The following is a 14,791-nucleotide window of genomic DNA, read 5'->3' on the forward strand; positions in this document are numbered from 1 at the left end:
ACGAGTCCGACGACGAGTCCGACGACGAGTCCGACGACGAGTCCGACGACGAGTCCGACTCGAGCATCCCTCCCCTCAAGGGCCCGGGTTCCTCCGCGAAGGCGTGGGCCGCGTACGCGCTCAAGCAGGGCTTCGAGGTGGAGAAGGACGCGAAGGCGTCCGAGATCCGCGACGCGCTGGCTGAGGCTGGCATTCCCGTCGAGTAGGCAGAGAGGACCCTCCACATGGCACTTGATCCATTCGCAACCGTCGAAGACGTCGAGGCTGTGTGGGGGGAACTCCCCGTCGACGAAGAGACGAAGGTGGAGGCGTGGCTGCTGATCGCGTCGAACAAGCTGCGGCTGAAGGGCCGCAAGTGCGGTATCGACGTCGACCAGTTCATCGCCGGCGACGAACTCCTCAGTGAGGCCGCCAAGGACGCGGTCGTGGCGTCGATCCGCCGTGTGCTGCTCAACCCGAAGGGGCTCCGGCAGCGCTCCGTCACGACCACTGACGGACCATTTTCGGACACGGGTTCCGAGACCGTCGACACCGCAATCTCATCGTCTGCGATCTACCTCGCCGATGAGGACCTGACCTGGTTGCCGTGCGCTCCGAAGAACCGACTGCGGTCGTTCTCGGTCAAGTCGGGGTTCCGGCAGTGACTCCGCGGTACGAACCCGTCATCATCCGACGTGCAGTCGAGGTCCTCAACCCTGATGGCGACCCCGTAGGAGCCGACTGGACCGACCATCTCACTCTCTCCGCGAAGTTCGCCCCATCGAATCCCTCCGAAGCGCTCGAGGTTGGGAAGAACACCGTCATCACCGGCGGCATGGTCTACGTGCGGGATCTCCCAGTTCGACCAGACATCACCTCGAGTGATCGTGCCAGCGTGCGCGGCGTCGAGTACGAGATCGACGGCGAGATCGGGGTGTGGCTCCGCGAAGACACCTGGGCCGTCCAGTTCGCCGTCCGCACAGCCAAGTGAGGAGAGCAGGTCATGAAGGTACGAGTGAAGTTCCCCATGATCCGCAACCCTGAAGGGTCCCCGACTGAAGCCCGCCAGAACCACAAAGTGATACGCGAGTCCCTCCTCCTGGACACGACCGGCTCTGGGGTCGAGAAGGCTCTCGTGGACGCCGCGCAACGCGCCACAGGCCCAGGGCAGGAGGTATTCGTTTCGCGTGGCTACGGCCCCGCAGGACGTCTATCGGTGTGGATCGTTGACCAGTCGACAGACGGGCGTCGCCGCGACAAGCAGCAACGGCTCCGGGCCGCGCTCGCCCGCGTGCAGATCTAGGGGTGAGACATGGCAGAGTTCGCGTCGAAATGGCCCCACGTCCGTCGCTGGGCCATCAACACCATCAGGGCGTCCGTCACCGCAGATCGCGTATCCGCTGAGCGCGACGAAAGTCTCCGACGCCAGGTCGTTGTCTCCGTCGCACCGTCGCGGCTTGAGACGGCCGTGTCGCGGCAGTATCTCGTCACCGTTGACTGCTGGGCGTACGCGAACAGCGTGATGGCGAAGGACGACGCGTTCGAGCTCTGCACCGACGCCGCATACGCCGTCGAGTCCGCGGCCCGCGACGGCGCCCCGGTCGTCCGGACTGAGCTAAACGCTGGCCCCACGGAAAACCGTGACGAGGCCGGCCATTACTACTACACGGCCACCGTCTTGGTGGTCGCCCACCGACTCCCGTAACCGCGGGGGACCGCCACCAGTTGCCGGGTGGGTCACTCACTGACACAGGAAGGTAGCTGGCACATGACCGCTGCACTCATCGAAAACGGCCGGACCATCAACCCGGCTGACGTGCGCCTGGTGCAGGATGGTCGAATCCTGCTCGGCGCCTACGGAATCTCCGCCCCCACCGGACCCAACTGGGATCCGACCGCGGACCTCGCCTCGAAGATCCGTACTGATCTTGGGTACTACGGCGAGGACGGGTTCTCGCTCACCGCCGAGCCCGGAGACAACAAGCGATTCGTCGCCCACAACGAGGACGTCGTCATCGATCAGGACGGCCCGGGCACATGGGCTGTCGCCTTCTCTGGCATTCAGCGATCGCGCACCCTCACCGAGGCGTACTTCGACACCGAGGTGAACGCGACGACGGGATCGTTCACCCTCACGAAGGCGTCGGTCAATACGTTCCGCGATCTCGTCACCGTCGGCATCTCTGGGGACGACGTGATCATCACCCACTATCCCCGGGTGAAGGTCGCCGACCGTGAGGCCGTCCAGTTCGGTGCTACGGCGATCAACGCGCTCGGGATGACACTCCGCGCGTTCCGAGACCCGATCCTCGGCTACCAGGTGCGCCAGTGGGACACCACCCTCATCGAGGTCGCACCAGCTGCTCCCACGATCACCACGACCGTCCCCGCCACGGAGCAGGCGGCGGCCGGGAACGTCATCATTTCCGGAACCGGGTTCACCGGTGCCACGTCGGTGAAGTTCGGTACAGCCGAAGCATCCTTCCAGATCCTCTCCGATACTCAGATCGTCGCCGTGATGCCCGGTGGGACCGTCGGCGCGGCGAACATCACCGTCACGACCGCAGGCGGCACTTCCACCGCGAAGACCTTCGCCCGTTCGTGAACAAGCCCCGGGGGTGGTGGAGCGGCAACCCCGCCACCCCCGGTCAAACTCCCGGTTGCCAGACACCACGAAAGGTTGCCGACCATGACTGAAGAGACCCCCACCGAAGTCCAGATCACCCCTACCGCGCCCGCAGCTGTCGAGCTCATCGCGTTCAACATCGTCGGCGTGGGCAAATTCGACCTCCCGGTTCTCGGGACGCCCGGGGTGCCATTCGGTATCACCTCCGCATTCGGCCAGTTCGAATCGTCCCGGCGTACCGGGACCGCGCAACAGAAGATGACCGCGTGGACGCGACTCATCGACACGCTGGCGGACACCTACCCGGACGCTGTCCGCGTGATCGCGCGGCTGGGAGGGGACGACATCGCGGAGATCTTCAAGCAGTGGGGCAAGAAGTCTCGTGAGCACACTTCCTCTACTCGGTGAGCGCGACTGTCCCATAGAGGTATCCCATGCCTTTGCGCTCCTCGAAGGCGACTACGAGTGGTCCGAGGAGCGCAACGAACGGTGGCTGCACCTGTGGGACGTGCTCGCCGGATACCCGGACCTGCATGCGCGTGTGCACACACTCGACACCGGCGCGTTCACTGAGTTCGTTCGACAGTGGGTGGGCAAGTCGAGCACCTTCGACCACCGGTCGGCGATCATCGTCCCGATCATGCGCCACCACCCCGGCGAACTCCGGCACGATCTCGCGAAGATTGGGATCGCGTACAAGGACCTCGAAGATGGCACGCTCACATGGAATGAGATCTGGGCCTACGTCGGCGGCGTCATTCGGGACCGATCCTCGACCACCGTCGCCGCGATCCAGGGGCACAAGTACGTGCCATCGCCCGCAGAGATCGCGGCGTGGGACATCCACGAGCGCGAGATGAACGCGCAGCGCGGGAAGAACGCCCAGTACAGACGATTCCCTCGTCCGTGGGCAGGGAAACCGCCGACCTACTCGACGACACCCACAGAGGTAACGCCCGAGCGGGCGGCCCGGCGCGCGAAGCTCGCCGCCATGTTCTAAGCCCTGTTGCCGCGGGGACGTTCCGTAAGGAGGAGTCCCCGTGGCTGAAGCTGTCCTCTTCGTCGAACTCGTCCCCACAACCACTGGTGTCAAGCGAGGGATCGAAAAGGACCTCAACGGCGCGTTCCAGGAAACCGAGAAGCAGGGAACTGGCGTTCTCAACAAGCTCGGTGCCCTCGCCAAGGGCGTGGGTATCGCCGCGGCGGGGGCGGTTGCAACCTTCGCGGGAATCGCCGTCGCAGGCGGCTTCTCGCGTGCGATGAAGATCGACGAGGCGCAGGCGAAGCTCCGCGGACTCGGCAACGACACCAAGGCCGTCGACACGATCATGGCCAACGCCCTGGCGAGCGTGCAGGGCACTGCCTTCAGCCTCGACGCTGCTGCAACAACAGCGGCGGGTGCTGTCGCCGCCAACATCGCTCCGGGGGAAGAGCTCGAGCGTGTCCTGACGTCTGTGGCGAACGCGGCTGCGGCCGCTGGTGTCGACATGGCCGACATGGGCAGCATCTACAACAAGGTCGCCTCTCTCGGCAAAGCCCAGAACGACGTTCTTCAGCAGGTCGCCGATCGAGGAATCCCGATCTATCAGGCCCTCGCTGACCAGCTCGGCGTCACTGCCGACGAAGTCTTCCGCATGGCTTCTGCCGGCGAGATCGGATTCGCGCAGTTCGAGGCCGCGATGTCCGCGGCCTCCGGCACGGTCGCCGACGAGATGGGGACCACCTTCTCCGGGCAGTGGGCCAACATGATGGCCTCTGTCAGTCGCATCGGTGAGGGCCTGATCTCTGGGTTGTTCCCGCAGATCAAGGACGGCGTCGCCGGGGTGACCGACCTCTTCAAGCAGTGGGAAGTCGGAGCCAAGGACATCGGCGCCGCAATCGGCGAGTTCGTGGCTGATGCCGGCCCGAAGATGGTGGACGTCCTCAACCAGGTCTGGGAAGCCGGCGCGAACGTCGTGGGGTGGATTCAGGACAACATCACCTGGCTCGGTCCACTCGCCGCCGCCGTTCTCGGAGCCGTCGCCGCCTATGGTGCCTGGAAGCTTGTCACCGAGACGGCGACAGCTGTCCAAGCGGCCTTCAATCTCGTGATGAACGCGAACCCGATCATGTTGATCGTCACTGCGATCGCGGCTCTCGTGGCCGGGCTGGTGTGGTTCTTCACTCAGACCGAGCTTGGGAAGACGGTCTGGGCGGAGTTCACCCGATTTCTCGGTGAGGCGTGGGCGAACATCTCCGGGTTCTTCACCGACGCGTGGGAGAACGTAATCCAGCCGATCTTCCAAGGGATCGGTGAGGTGTTCACCTGGATCTACGAGAACATCATCGTCCCTGTCGTCACCGGGATCATGCTCTACATCGGCCTCTGGGCGGCTCTCATCACCTGGCTGTGGGAAACCGTCCTTCAGCCTGTGTTCGCCGGCATAGGTGAGGTCTTCACCTGGATCTACGAGAACGTCATCGTCCCGATCATCGACGGCATCATCCTGTACTTCCAGGCATGGGGTGCGATCTTCACGTGGCTGAACGACACGATCATCCAGCCTGTCTTCGCAGCGGTCGGCGCCGCCTTCACGTGGATCTACGAGAACATCATCTCGCCAGTCGCGACCGCGATCTCGGGTGCGATCCAGTTCGTCGGTGACACGATCCACGCCGTCTTCTCCGGGATCTCCGCGTTCATCGGCGCAGCGTTCGAATCGGTGCTGTCGGTCGTGCGGGGCCCCATCAACGGGCTCATCGGGCTGATCAACTCCGTCATCGACGGATTGAACTCCGTGAGCGTCGACATCCCCGAATGGGTACCCATGGTGGGCGGGCAAACGTTCGGGCTGAACATCCCGCATATCCCTCAGCTGGAGGACGGCGCGCTGGTCAAGGCGCGCACCGGGGGGATCATCGCGAACATCGGCGAGGGCCGGTACGACGAGATGGTCATCCCGCTGTCTCCGCAGGTCCTGGGGCAGCTCAACGGCGGAGGCAACGGCCCATCGGTGAACGTGTACCCGCAACCGGGCATGTCGGAAGAAACCGTCGGCCGGATCGCGGCCGACCGGCTCGCCTATCAGCTCGGGAGGTACTGATGTTCCGAGGAGCACGGATCGGCGGGGTCCACTTCGAGGCGGTACCTCGGGACTTCGACTCCTTCGTGATGGTCAGCCCAGGGGGATACACGCGGTCGTCGTCTGTGCGGCGCGAGGACGTACCTCGCGCCGCACAGCACGGTTCGTTCGCGCTGTCCGCATACCGTGACGCACAGACCTTCTCCATCAAGGGCATTGCCAAGCGGCGCACACCCGAAGAGATGGAGAATCTCGAGCTGCATGTGCGCGGACTCTGCGGCGACGGCGGCTGGGACACACTCGCCATCGACGAGGGCACCGGATCGTACTGGGCGAAGGTCGGACTGTCGTCGGTCGACTTCGACATCCTCGGCTCCGACCCCACGATCGCTGAGTTCCTGATCCAGCTTTGGTCACCGGACCCGTGGCTACTCGGCGAAGTGGAGGACTTCCCTGCGGGGGTTCCTGCGTTCCACCGGGGCAACTTCCCCGCGACCCCGACGTTGCTGGTCGGCGCGGGCACTGGTGGGTACACGATCACCGGCCCCGGCGGCCGCATCATCACTGTCACGTCCGCGCCCGCTGCGGCGCACGAGATCGACTTCGAGCAGGGCGGGCTGTTCCTCAACGGCGTTCGGCAAGTCGGCGCGATCACTGTGTTCCAGGACTGGAAGGTTCCCGCGAGTCTGCCGGGCGTCACAGCAACCATCAGCGGATCGCGATCCCTCACCCAAAGGGTGACAAAGACGAAGGTGTGAGTGCGGATGGCTGAAATGCGCGTGCACGTCTGCAACGGCATCACGGGTGCGCGCGTCGAGACCGTGCGGGCCTCAGCATTCAGCTACGCCCGGCTGCTGTCCGCGGGCGCGGAAGGGACCGCGACGATCCCGCTGGACGGCTCGATGAGCCCCGCCGAGATCGACGCCTTGTTCGCGGCATGGAAGCACATGCTCGTCCTTGAGCGAAACGGTGTCGTCGAGTTCATCGGCTACATCGTCGCTGAGCCGCAATACACCCGTGGCACATCCACGCTTCAGCTGAAGCTAGGTGATCTGTGGTCTCTTCTCGCCGGACGCCTCGCCGTCGATCACTCCGTGGGGCAGGCGGTGCTTTGGTCCCAGACGGTGACGGGAAACCTCGCGACGCACGCGAATACCGCGCTGGTGTGGGCTCGTGACTCGTACACCGGGCTACCCAACGCGTCGTTCCCCCTCACCATCCCGGGAGTGCCCGGGGGGACCTCCGTCACCCGCACGTACTACGGCTACCACCTGCAGCCGCTGCCCGCGATGTTGAACAACCTCATGGACGAGGGGCTGGACATCTACTTCAAGCCGCAGTGGCTCGCGCCTGGAATGGCTGGCTGGGTGACGCACGCGAACAACGCCTGGTCGTCGGGGACCACGCGGGAGATGTCTGTCACCGCGCCGTTCTCCCAGGTGACCGGATTCACGCAGCGAAAAGACGCTGCTCGCGTCATCAACAACTCCATCCGTGCCGGTGAGGGTTCCGAGCTCGACATGCTCGCCGTGTCGAACATCGACATGGCCTCGCCGTTGCCGCTACTCGAACGGGTCACCAACTCGAAGGATGTCACCTCGGCGTCGCAGCTCTCCGTGCTGGCGGGACAAGACCTCGTCACCTACGGGGAGGCGACCGTCCAGTGGGACCTCGAGGTCCTCGCTGACACCCCAGTCGATGTCGGCGACACCCTCCGCCTTCACTTCTCTGGTGACCTGCGAATCCCCGACGGCTGGTACACCCGCCGAGTAGTGAAGATCGCCGGCGACATGGGGAACTTCAAGACCGTGTCGGTGCAAGCAACTGGGGGTGCCTGATGAGCGTGAAGCACCTCGGGGAGGGCGCGACCGAGCAGCAGATCCAGCGTCTGTGGACCGCCATCAACAATCTGTCCCGCGCGACCCTGCAGCATGCGTCGATCGGCCGTGCGGGCATCCGCGTGCACAGCGGCGGGTTCATCACCATCGAGAACGGTGGCCTGGACGTCACCGGCATGGCCACCGTCGCCGGGGTCCTCACCGGCTCGGGCGCCTTCGACTGGTGGGGCCCCTCCATCCTCCGCGGCACGGTCAACGTCACCGGCGACCTCTACACGTCCGGGCAGATGGGCATCGCCGGGCTGCTGACCGTGGCCGGCTCGACGACGCTGAACGGCGCCGTCACGATGAACAACGACCTCACCCTCGGCACTGGTCGCGTCCTGGCCGGTCCGCTGCGGATCGACCGGGCGGGCGGCTACGGCGGCCGCGTGTACTCGTCGAGCATCCTCGTGCTGGAAGCAGCGAACGCCGTGCTCATCCCGAACGACGTCGACATCCGCGGAATCCTCCTCACCGACGGCCTCGACGTGGACGGGCCGAAGAACTTCCGGATCGACCACCCCACGAAGCCCGGCTACTGGCTGCGCCACGGCTCGACCGAATCACCGGTCTCCGGCACCGAGTACACCGGCACGGCCACCATCGGGCCGGACGGGTCCGTCGACGTCGAGCTGCCGGACTACTTCGAGGCGCTGAACAAGCCCGACGGCCGGACTGTGCACGTCACCGCGGTCGGGCGGCCCTTCCTCGTGGGTGCCGACAAGCCCCGTGACGGGAAGGTCACGATCTACGGCGACCCGGGCCGCGACGTCGACTGGATTGTGAAGGCCGAACGCGAAGGGGCCGACTTCCCCCTCGAGGAGAAGATCCCGACCGAGCCGGAGCCCGAGGCGGAACCCGAGCGGCCGCAGGAGCCCGAGGGTCCCGCGGATGAGCCCGCATCGATCTGGGAGCTTCCCGGCGTGCGGGCAGGAGAGGAGTAGCCATGGGTGGACTCGTCATCGAAACCGTACGCCCCGGGGTGCAGTTCGTCCCGGTCGCGGCCGCCGCGTTCCGCCGAGCCAACGCGCAGGTGCGGGCCGAGTTCGGGCGCGACATCGACTCGAACTCCACGTATCGGTCCTGGTCGGACCAGATGCTCATGTTCACGAACTGGAACCGGTACGTCGCCTCCGGGCGGCTGCCGGCGCTGTACCCGGGACACAGCAAGGCCGTGCACCCGTCCGAGTCGTTCCACGTCAGCGGGCTCGCGCTCGACTCCGACGACTGGAAGATCCCGCGGATCGTCGCGATCCTCGCCGAGCACGGCTTCATTCGTACCCGCCTGCACGTGCCCGGTGAGGACCACCACTTCGAGTACGTCCAGAAGCGCGACCGCCACTTCGGCGAACCGATCCCCACCGGCAGCGCGACCGCGCCCGCCACCACCGCACGACCCGAGTCCGAGGAGGACGAGATGCCCGATTCCATGTTCGCGATCGTCGACGGCGTGCCGTCCTGGTGCTGGCTCAACTGGGGCACCGGCGCTCTCATCGCCGTGCACACCCAGGCCGAGGCCGACTGGATCGGCTCCTACATGGGGTCGATCCGGCAGGATCTCCGGTTCGCTCGCGTCAACGGCGCGCAGGTCACGGATGGCGGCACCGAGCTCTACAAGAACAAGCTCGCCATGTTCGGGCTGCTCTGCCCGAAGCCGACCATCCAGCGGGGCGGCTTGTCCGACGGGGACTTCACACGCCTCGAAGCGATGATCACCGCCGGCGTCAAGGACGCGCTGACCGGCGTCGCCTGATGCGCACGCGCGTAGTCGGGGGAGGTGCGCATGGCTGAGGAGCTCCCACCGTCCCTGTTCAACATCCTGCGCAGCGACCTCCGGGATACGCGCACCGAGATCAACGGACGCCTCGACGGGCTCTCGCGCGACATGGTCACCGCCTCGATGCTCGCGCAAGTCCAGGCGAACCAGAAGGAGCGCGACGACCGGCAGGACGCGCGACTCCGCGACCTCGAAGAGGCCGACACCGAACGTGAGAAGGAAGCGCGCCGCATCGCGGAGGAGCAGCGGAAGACCCGCGCGCAGCAGATGTTCTCCATCGGCCTCGCCGGATTCGGTGCCCTGCTCTCCGTCATCGGCGGAATCGTCCTCTGGACCGTGACGACCGGTCTGCAACAGATCGCAGGAGGTTGAGCATGTTCTCGACGAAGATGTGGACCGTCGGCTACAAGGTCATGGGCGCGCTGATCGTCGTGCTCGTGCTCGGTGCGATCGTCCTGGTCTCGCTGAACAACGCGCAGCTGCGCGCCGAGAATCAGGACATGTACGCCGACCTGCAGGCGTCGCAGGCCAACGCGCAGAGCCTTTACGAGCAGCTGCTCGCTGAGGGCGTCGAGCCGGAGGGCGAAGCGCCCGCCGAGGTCGTCCCCGGACCCGCAGGAGATCCCGGCCCGCGCGGACCGTCTGGCCCTGCAGGCGATGACGGCCAGCCCGGCGCGGCAGGGCTCCCAGGTGCACCCGGCGCGAAGGGTGACACCGGCGACCCCGGACCGCAGGGCACACCGGGAGCCACCGGCCCCAAGGGCGACATGGGCCCCGCCGGGCCTCCCGGCGCCACCGGCGCGACCGGCCCCACCGGACCCGCAGGTCCGCTCTGCTCCGACGGGTCCAAGGCCGTAACCGGCTGGATCACCATGGCCGGCACCGAGTTCGGCCCGTTCACCCCGACGCAGGCGACCGTCTGCGTCCACCCAACGACAGGAGTCACCCCATGAGCAAGCTCACCGACCGCACCTGGTGGAAGGCAGCGCTGCTGCGCGCTCTCTACACGGCCATCGCGATCGTCCTCCCGTACCTCGGCGGCGCGCTGCTCGCCGATGTCCCGTGGATCACCGCGGCATCCGCGGCCGCGCTCGGCTTCCTCGCCTCGCTCGCGACGTCCCTCGCCGGACTCCCCGAGACGCAGGGCACGAACCTGCCCTGGTGGCTCGCCGCCGTCGAGCGCGTCGTCAAGACCTTCGCCCAGGCCCTCGCCGCCGGATTCCTCGGCGCGACACTGCTCTCCGACGTCCCCTGGTCGACCGTGGTCCAGGCCGCACTCATCGCCGCGCTCACCTCGCTGCTGCGCCTCGTGCTCGCCACGCTTCCGCAGGACCCGACGATGCAGCCCTCCGACGGCATCACGATCCGCGGCCCGCTTCGTCTCTCGGGGACAGCGATCGTTGTCGACCAGGTGAACCACTTCGACACCACGGACCCGCGCGAGGCGGCAGAGCTCACGTCCACGCAGCTGCGTCGAGACCTCAAGGGGGAGTGATGGCCGTCGTCACCTTCACGCTGACCGACTTCGGACTGGAGACGCTCACCGACAAGTCGCCGCGCGTCATCTTCACGCCGTCGTCGGCTGGCGTGAAGGGGGCGCAGCTGTTCCCGACGACCCCGATCGTCACGATCCCCGACGCCGCCGGCAACGGGTCCGTCACGCTCGAGGCGACCGACGGGGTCGTGCCGACCGTCTGGTATTCGGTGTCGATCGAGCACCTGCAGCCCGGCGGTGAGTACACGCACTACGACGTGCTCGGCTATCGGCTGTTCGTGCCCGAGCAGGGCGGGCCGATCGGTTCGCTCCCGGGTGCGCCCCTGTCGCCGCAGAGCGTCCTCGTGTCCCTCGACCCGCCACCGCCCGGATACAAGGGCTGGTGGCTGTATTCCCCCGCGCAGGGGCAGGAGATGCCCCTCGACGACCCCCTCATCGGGGAGCTAAGGCTGGTGAGCTGACATGGCCGACATCATCCCCATCACGAACCTCCGCGGGCCCGCCGCGCGCATCTCCTCGTTCACGGCGAAGACCGTGCCGGCTGATCAGCCCGCTGCAGCTCGCATGACGGGGCCCGACCAGAACCGGCAGATTGAGGTCGACGTCCCCCGGGGGCTCCCTGGTGTGAACGCCGTGGAGAACGACCAGGCGGTCGCCACGTACCTGGGCGCACCAGACTCGCAGACCTACCAGGCCGCGGCCGGGTCCTTCACGCGCGCCGACGAGCTCGTGATCAATGTGGCGCGCTTCCCGACCGTTCAGGCTGCTTTCGACGCCGCACCGGACGGCGCGCGCCTGTACTTCCCGCCGGAGATGAGCCCGGTCACTGTCCCTCCGAGCAGCTTCCAGCACAAGGCGAACAACCAGACGGTCGACGCCATGGGTGTGGAGTTCCTCGTGTCGACTTGGGGGACGCCGGTCTTCTTGGCTGTTCGGTCCTCCCTGGGCGTCGGGGCGAATGGGCACACGTGGCGCATCGGCCTGGTGCGCTTCGTCGGCACCCGAGGCAACCACACAGGGGCGCCGATTCGCGGATCGGCGCCGTACTGCTCCGGCTGCGCCGTCTGGTCGAACGGCGACCGCAACTACGTCGAGTACCTGCGCACCGACGGCATGCCGACCCCGATCTTCTTCTCGTCGTGGGACGGGAGCAGCATGAACGACCGCACCGGAGTCGGCAACCGGATCGGATACCTCGAGGCGACCCGCTACAACTTCGCACTGCTGTTCGTCAGCCAAGAGGGATACGACTGGGGAGACGCGTACTGCCACGACGACCTCGATGACTCCGGGGGCGTCAATCCGACCCACGCCATCTATGGTTCTGCATCATCGACGTTCCGTTCCCGGGGCGGACGGATCGGGAAGTGGACGGTCGAGAACAACCTCAGCGGAGCCCCGTTCCAGCTGAAGTTCACCGACGGGGTGGTTGCGGGCACGCTGTCAGGCAACGGATCCGCAGGCGTCGTCAGCATTCAGAATTGCCACGACTTCACAGCGGAAGGCATTCTGGGACAGAACGTCAAGACGGCAGTGACGGGTTCGCGCTTGGTCGAGCTCGTAGGCACGGAGACCTGCAAGCGCCCGAACATCGGGCGTGTCTCCGTCGACAAGGCGACGGGCGTGAACACGGAGTCGGTGCTCCTCATCCTCGATGAGAGCGGCTACATCGGATCCATCACGGTCACCAGCCGCAACACGAGCAACGCCGGCGCAGAGGTCTCCCTGCGCGGGGTCGGAGCGTTCTCGATCCCTGCGATCCTCGTGAACGCGCGCGGCACAGCGAACCGACCGGTTCGTCTCGGCAACGGGGCGGAGGACGGGCGCGCGGCGGGCTGGAACTTGCCCAACGTCCGATCGGTCGGCGGCGGATCGACATACGACCCGATCCCCGTCGAAGAGTTCGCGCAGTGCTACAACAACGCGTGGGGCGACGGCAACGCGTACCTCATCGGATCGATTCCGAATAAGGGACTGTTCCGACGTGGAATGCGATGGAGCGCTTCAGCCCCATCGTCCGGCGCCCCTCGTGGGTGGACGCAAACCGTGAACGGTGCGCTTTCCAGCGCCACGTGGGCGGCGTCGACCGCGGTGGTCGCTGGCGCATGGTGGAAGCTGGCGAACGGCCGGGTGATCCGCTACCGCTCCTCCGGGACGACCGGAACGGCCGAGCCGAACCCCACCGCGATCGGCGAGCTCGGGAATGATGGAACCGCCTCCTGGGAGTACATGGCGGATTCATCCGGCGCCGTCGTTTCCGAGGGCAACCTATAGCTGGACCACAAGGGCCCCAGCCGCATCGAGTGATGCGGCTGGGGCCCTTCGTCGTGTGTGCGCGGAGCTAACTAACGGGCTGCGGTCGCCGCGACGCGAGCGCAGCCGTAGACCTCTCTTCGGCCGCTTGGCGTCGTCGGTCGCGTGCCACGAGCACGAGAAGAGTGATCATCACCCAAGTGACCGTGGAGATGCGGTTCGCGGTGAGCGGGGAGAATCCGGCGGAGCCCGCGACGGTCACGACCGCGAGCCACGTCGCGAACCACTTCGCCGACTTGTCCTGGTCGCGCCGCAGCGTGAAAATCGCCGCTGTGACGAAGGCGAGAAGGAACAGCCCGATCACTCCACCGACGATCAGCGCCTCGGCGACGGCGCCGTCGTACGGCATCTTCCAACCGGCCGCGCCAACTCCAGTGAGCGGGTTGTAGGCCAGCACCTGGCCAATCACAGTCGTGAAGGTGGAGTCGGTGTCGAAGCGGCCGGCGCTGTAGAGCTCCAAGAACCCCTGGTTGTTCGAGGTCACGAACAGCCGACCGAGGTAGTTGGCACCCGTCCACTGCGCGAACACTCCCGACTGCAGCACGCCTAGCGCGATGAGGGCCAGGCCGAAGACGGCGGCGACCTTCCGCCCGCCGCGCTGCGACCAGAACCAGTAGATGACGATCGCCGGAAGGCCCCCGAAGATGAAGACCTTCGACACGCTGATCAGCCCGCCGAGGGTCATCAGCGTCACGAGCAGCGCGACCAGCACGGGCCGGTTGTTCCACGCGTAGATCGCGCCGAGCCCTGCGACCCCGTAGAGCGCACCGGCCTCGGACGGGAGGTTGAAGATGCCCGAGTAGCGGCCCAGTTGGGCGGCGAGGTCAGCAGTGGTCGCGCTGTCCTCGCTGGCCCAGAACGGACGCATGAAGGCGGCGACATCCACGCGGGTGGAGAGTACGGCGATGGCGCCGTTCACCGCCATCGCGACGGCAACGATTTTCGCGAACCGCTTCAGCAACCGCTCCGCGTCATGTTCGGGGACGACCGACCAGATGAGGAACATGAGGGCGAGGGGAGCAAGTACGTTGTCCATGCCGCCGAGGAAGGAGCCTGCCTCGTACGGCATCTCGCCCGCACTCGGTGCGATCACTCCGAGCGTGGCGATCACGATGTACAGCACCCACGGAATGAAGAACCGGAGTCCACCTTGGGGGCGGAAATGTGAGAACACCACCGGAAGCAAGAGGAGAAAGAGCCCGTACACAGCTGCCTGCTCGGTGCGGATGCTCTCCCAGAGGTAGGGCCCGAACGTCGCCAGGGCGAGGCAGGTCACGACGAAGCCCGCGAGGCGGGAGCGGCGCGCGTCGGTGTGGGGACCGGTGAGCTTGGCCGTGATCATGCTCGCGGGTCTGACGTCGCCTTGCGGATGCGGATCGTCAGGGCCCACCCGGCACCACCCACGAGCAGAATCGCTGCATACCAGAACATCGCTGTGCCGTAGTTCAGCACCATCCCCAGCACGCCGATCACCATCACGGCGACGGCCCACATCAGGTCTTTCAGGGTGCTCACAGTCACGACTCTAAGCGATCCCAGCATTCATCTGCACGACGACGATCTTGCCGCGTGCCCGGACGGCGCCCTGGGCCTCTACTCGCCCCCGTGAAGAGGCCCGGGACGGGAGTCATCGTCTGTGCCGAAGTTCCCCAGAACATT

The 14,791-nt window shown here is 66.3% G+C and carries 19 protein-coding genes; 17 read left to right on the forward strand and 2 right to left on the reverse strand.

Annotated features, from left to right (window positions below):
• The 17 genes from DW297_RS18725 to DW297_RS03005 form a co-directional block, all read left to right on the forward strand.
• A partial coding sequence (locus DW297_RS18725) for a hypothetical protein (protein WP_168442775.1) occupies positions 1–206 on the forward strand: 206 nt, incomplete at its 5' end.
• A gap of 18 nt (positions 207–224) precedes the next feature.
• Positions 225–644, forward strand: coding sequence for a Gp19/Gp15/Gp42 family protein (locus DW297_RS02930; RefSeq protein WP_136029201.1), 420 nt, complete (start codon positions 225–227; stop codon positions 642–644).
• Positions 641–970: a head-tail adaptor protein gene (locus DW297_RS02935; protein WP_168442776.1), complete on the forward strand. Its 330-nt coding sequence runs from the start codon at positions 641–643 to the stop codon at positions 968–970. The genes DW297_RS02930 and DW297_RS02935 overlap by 4 nt, the downstream gene beginning before the upstream one ends.
• Positions 971–1,291: 321 nt before the next feature.
• Positions 1,292–1,684 carry a hypothetical protein gene (locus DW297_RS02940; RefSeq protein WP_136029205.1) on the forward strand — a complete coding sequence of 131 codons (393 nt, stop codon included), beginning with the start codon at positions 1,292–1,294 and terminating at the stop codon, positions 1,682–1,684.
• Positions 1,685–1,747: 63 nt separating this feature from the next.
• A complete protein-coding gene (locus DW297_RS02945; protein WP_136029207.1) occupies positions 1,748–2,584 on the forward strand; it encodes an IPT/TIG domain-containing protein in 837 nt (278 codons plus the stop codon).
• A gap of 84 nt (positions 2,585–2,668) precedes the next feature.
• Entirely contained in the window at positions 2,669–3,013 is a 345-nt protein-coding gene (locus tag DW297_RS02950) for a hypothetical protein (protein WP_136029209.1), read from the forward strand.
• The gene (locus DW297_RS02955) at positions 2,988–3,605 is read left to right on the forward strand and encodes a hypothetical protein (protein WP_136029211.1); all 618 of its coding nucleotides are present in this window, start codon (positions 2,988–2,990) and stop codon (positions 3,603–3,605) included. The genes DW297_RS02950 and DW297_RS02955 overlap by 26 nt, the downstream gene beginning before the upstream one ends.
• Positions 3,606–3,645: 40 nt before the next feature.
• Positions 3,646–5,688: a tape measure protein gene (locus tag DW297_RS02960; RefSeq protein WP_136029213.1), complete on the forward strand. Its 2,043-nt coding sequence runs from the start codon at positions 3,646–3,648 to the stop codon at positions 5,686–5,688.
• Positions 5,688–6,425: a hypothetical protein gene (locus tag DW297_RS02965; protein WP_136029215.1), complete on the forward strand. Its 738-nt coding sequence runs from the start codon at positions 5,688–5,690 to the stop codon at positions 6,423–6,425. The genes DW297_RS02960 and DW297_RS02965 overlap by 1 nt, the downstream gene beginning before the upstream one ends.
• A gap of 6 nt (positions 6,426–6,431) precedes the next feature.
• Positions 6,432–7,505 (forward strand): hypothetical protein, encoded by a 1,074-nt coding sequence (locus DW297_RS02970; RefSeq protein ID WP_136029217.1) that lies wholly within the window; start codon positions 6,432–6,434, stop codon positions 7,503–7,505.
• On the forward strand, positions 7,505–8,491 hold the full coding sequence (locus tag DW297_RS02975) for a hypothetical protein (RefSeq protein ID WP_136029219.1): 987 nt from the start codon (positions 7,505–7,507) through the stop codon (positions 8,489–8,491). The genes DW297_RS02970 and DW297_RS02975 overlap by 1 nt, the downstream gene beginning before the upstream one ends.
• 2 nt (positions 8,492–8,493) lie before the next feature.
• The gene (locus tag DW297_RS02980; RefSeq protein WP_136029221.1) at positions 8,494–9,300 is read left to right on the forward strand and encodes a hypothetical protein; all 807 of its coding nucleotides are present in this window, start codon (positions 8,494–8,496) and stop codon (positions 9,298–9,300) included.
• 30 nt (positions 9,301–9,330) lie between these two features.
• Positions 9,331–9,696, forward strand: coding sequence for a hypothetical protein (locus tag DW297_RS02985; RefSeq protein ID WP_136029223.1), 366 nt, complete (start codon positions 9,331–9,333; stop codon positions 9,694–9,696).
• A gap of 2 nt (positions 9,697–9,698) precedes the next feature.
• Positions 9,699–10,277 carry a collagen-like protein gene (locus tag DW297_RS02990; protein ID WP_136029225.1) on the forward strand — a complete coding sequence of 193 codons (579 nt, stop codon included), beginning with the start codon at positions 9,699–9,701 and terminating at the stop codon, positions 10,275–10,277.
• Complete coding sequence (locus DW297_RS18730) at positions 10,274–10,819, forward strand: holin (RefSeq protein ID WP_168442777.1); 546 nt, start codon at positions 10,274–10,276, stop codon at positions 10,817–10,819. Before DW297_RS02990 ends, DW297_RS18730 begins: the two co-directional genes overlap by 4 nt.
• Positions 10,819–11,280 carry a hypothetical protein gene (locus DW297_RS03000; protein ID WP_136029227.1) on the forward strand — a complete coding sequence of 154 codons (462 nt, stop codon included), beginning with the start codon at positions 10,819–10,821 and terminating at the stop codon, positions 11,278–11,280. Before DW297_RS18730 ends, DW297_RS03000 begins: the two co-directional genes overlap by 1 nt.
• 268 nt (positions 11,281–11,548) lie before the next feature.
• Positions 11,549–13,093: a hypothetical protein gene (locus tag DW297_RS03005; RefSeq protein ID WP_168442778.1), complete on the forward strand. Its 1,545-nt coding sequence runs from the start codon at positions 11,549–11,551 to the stop codon at positions 13,091–13,093.
• 67 nt (positions 13,094–13,160) lie between these two features.
• Here the strand turns inward: DW297_RS03005 and DW297_RS03010 are convergent, their stop codons facing one another.
• Positions 13,161–14,474: a hypothetical protein gene (locus tag DW297_RS03010; RefSeq protein WP_136029231.1), complete on the reverse strand. Its 1,314-nt coding sequence runs from the start codon at positions 14,472–14,474 to the stop codon at positions 13,161–13,163.
• The gene (locus tag DW297_RS18735; RefSeq protein WP_168442779.1) at positions 14,471–14,647 is read right to left on the reverse strand and encodes a hypothetical protein; all 177 of its coding nucleotides are present in this window, start codon (positions 14,645–14,647) and stop codon (positions 14,471–14,473) included. The genes DW297_RS03010 and DW297_RS18735 overlap by 4 nt, the downstream gene beginning before the upstream one ends.
• Between the last annotated feature and the right edge of the window lie 144 nt (positions 14,648–14,791).

This window comes from Microbacterium sp. PF5 (assembly GCF_004794315.1).
In the GTDB taxonomy this organism is placed as follows: Bacteria; Actinomycetota; Actinomycetes; order Actinomycetales; family Microbacteriaceae; genus Microbacterium; species Microbacterium sufflavum.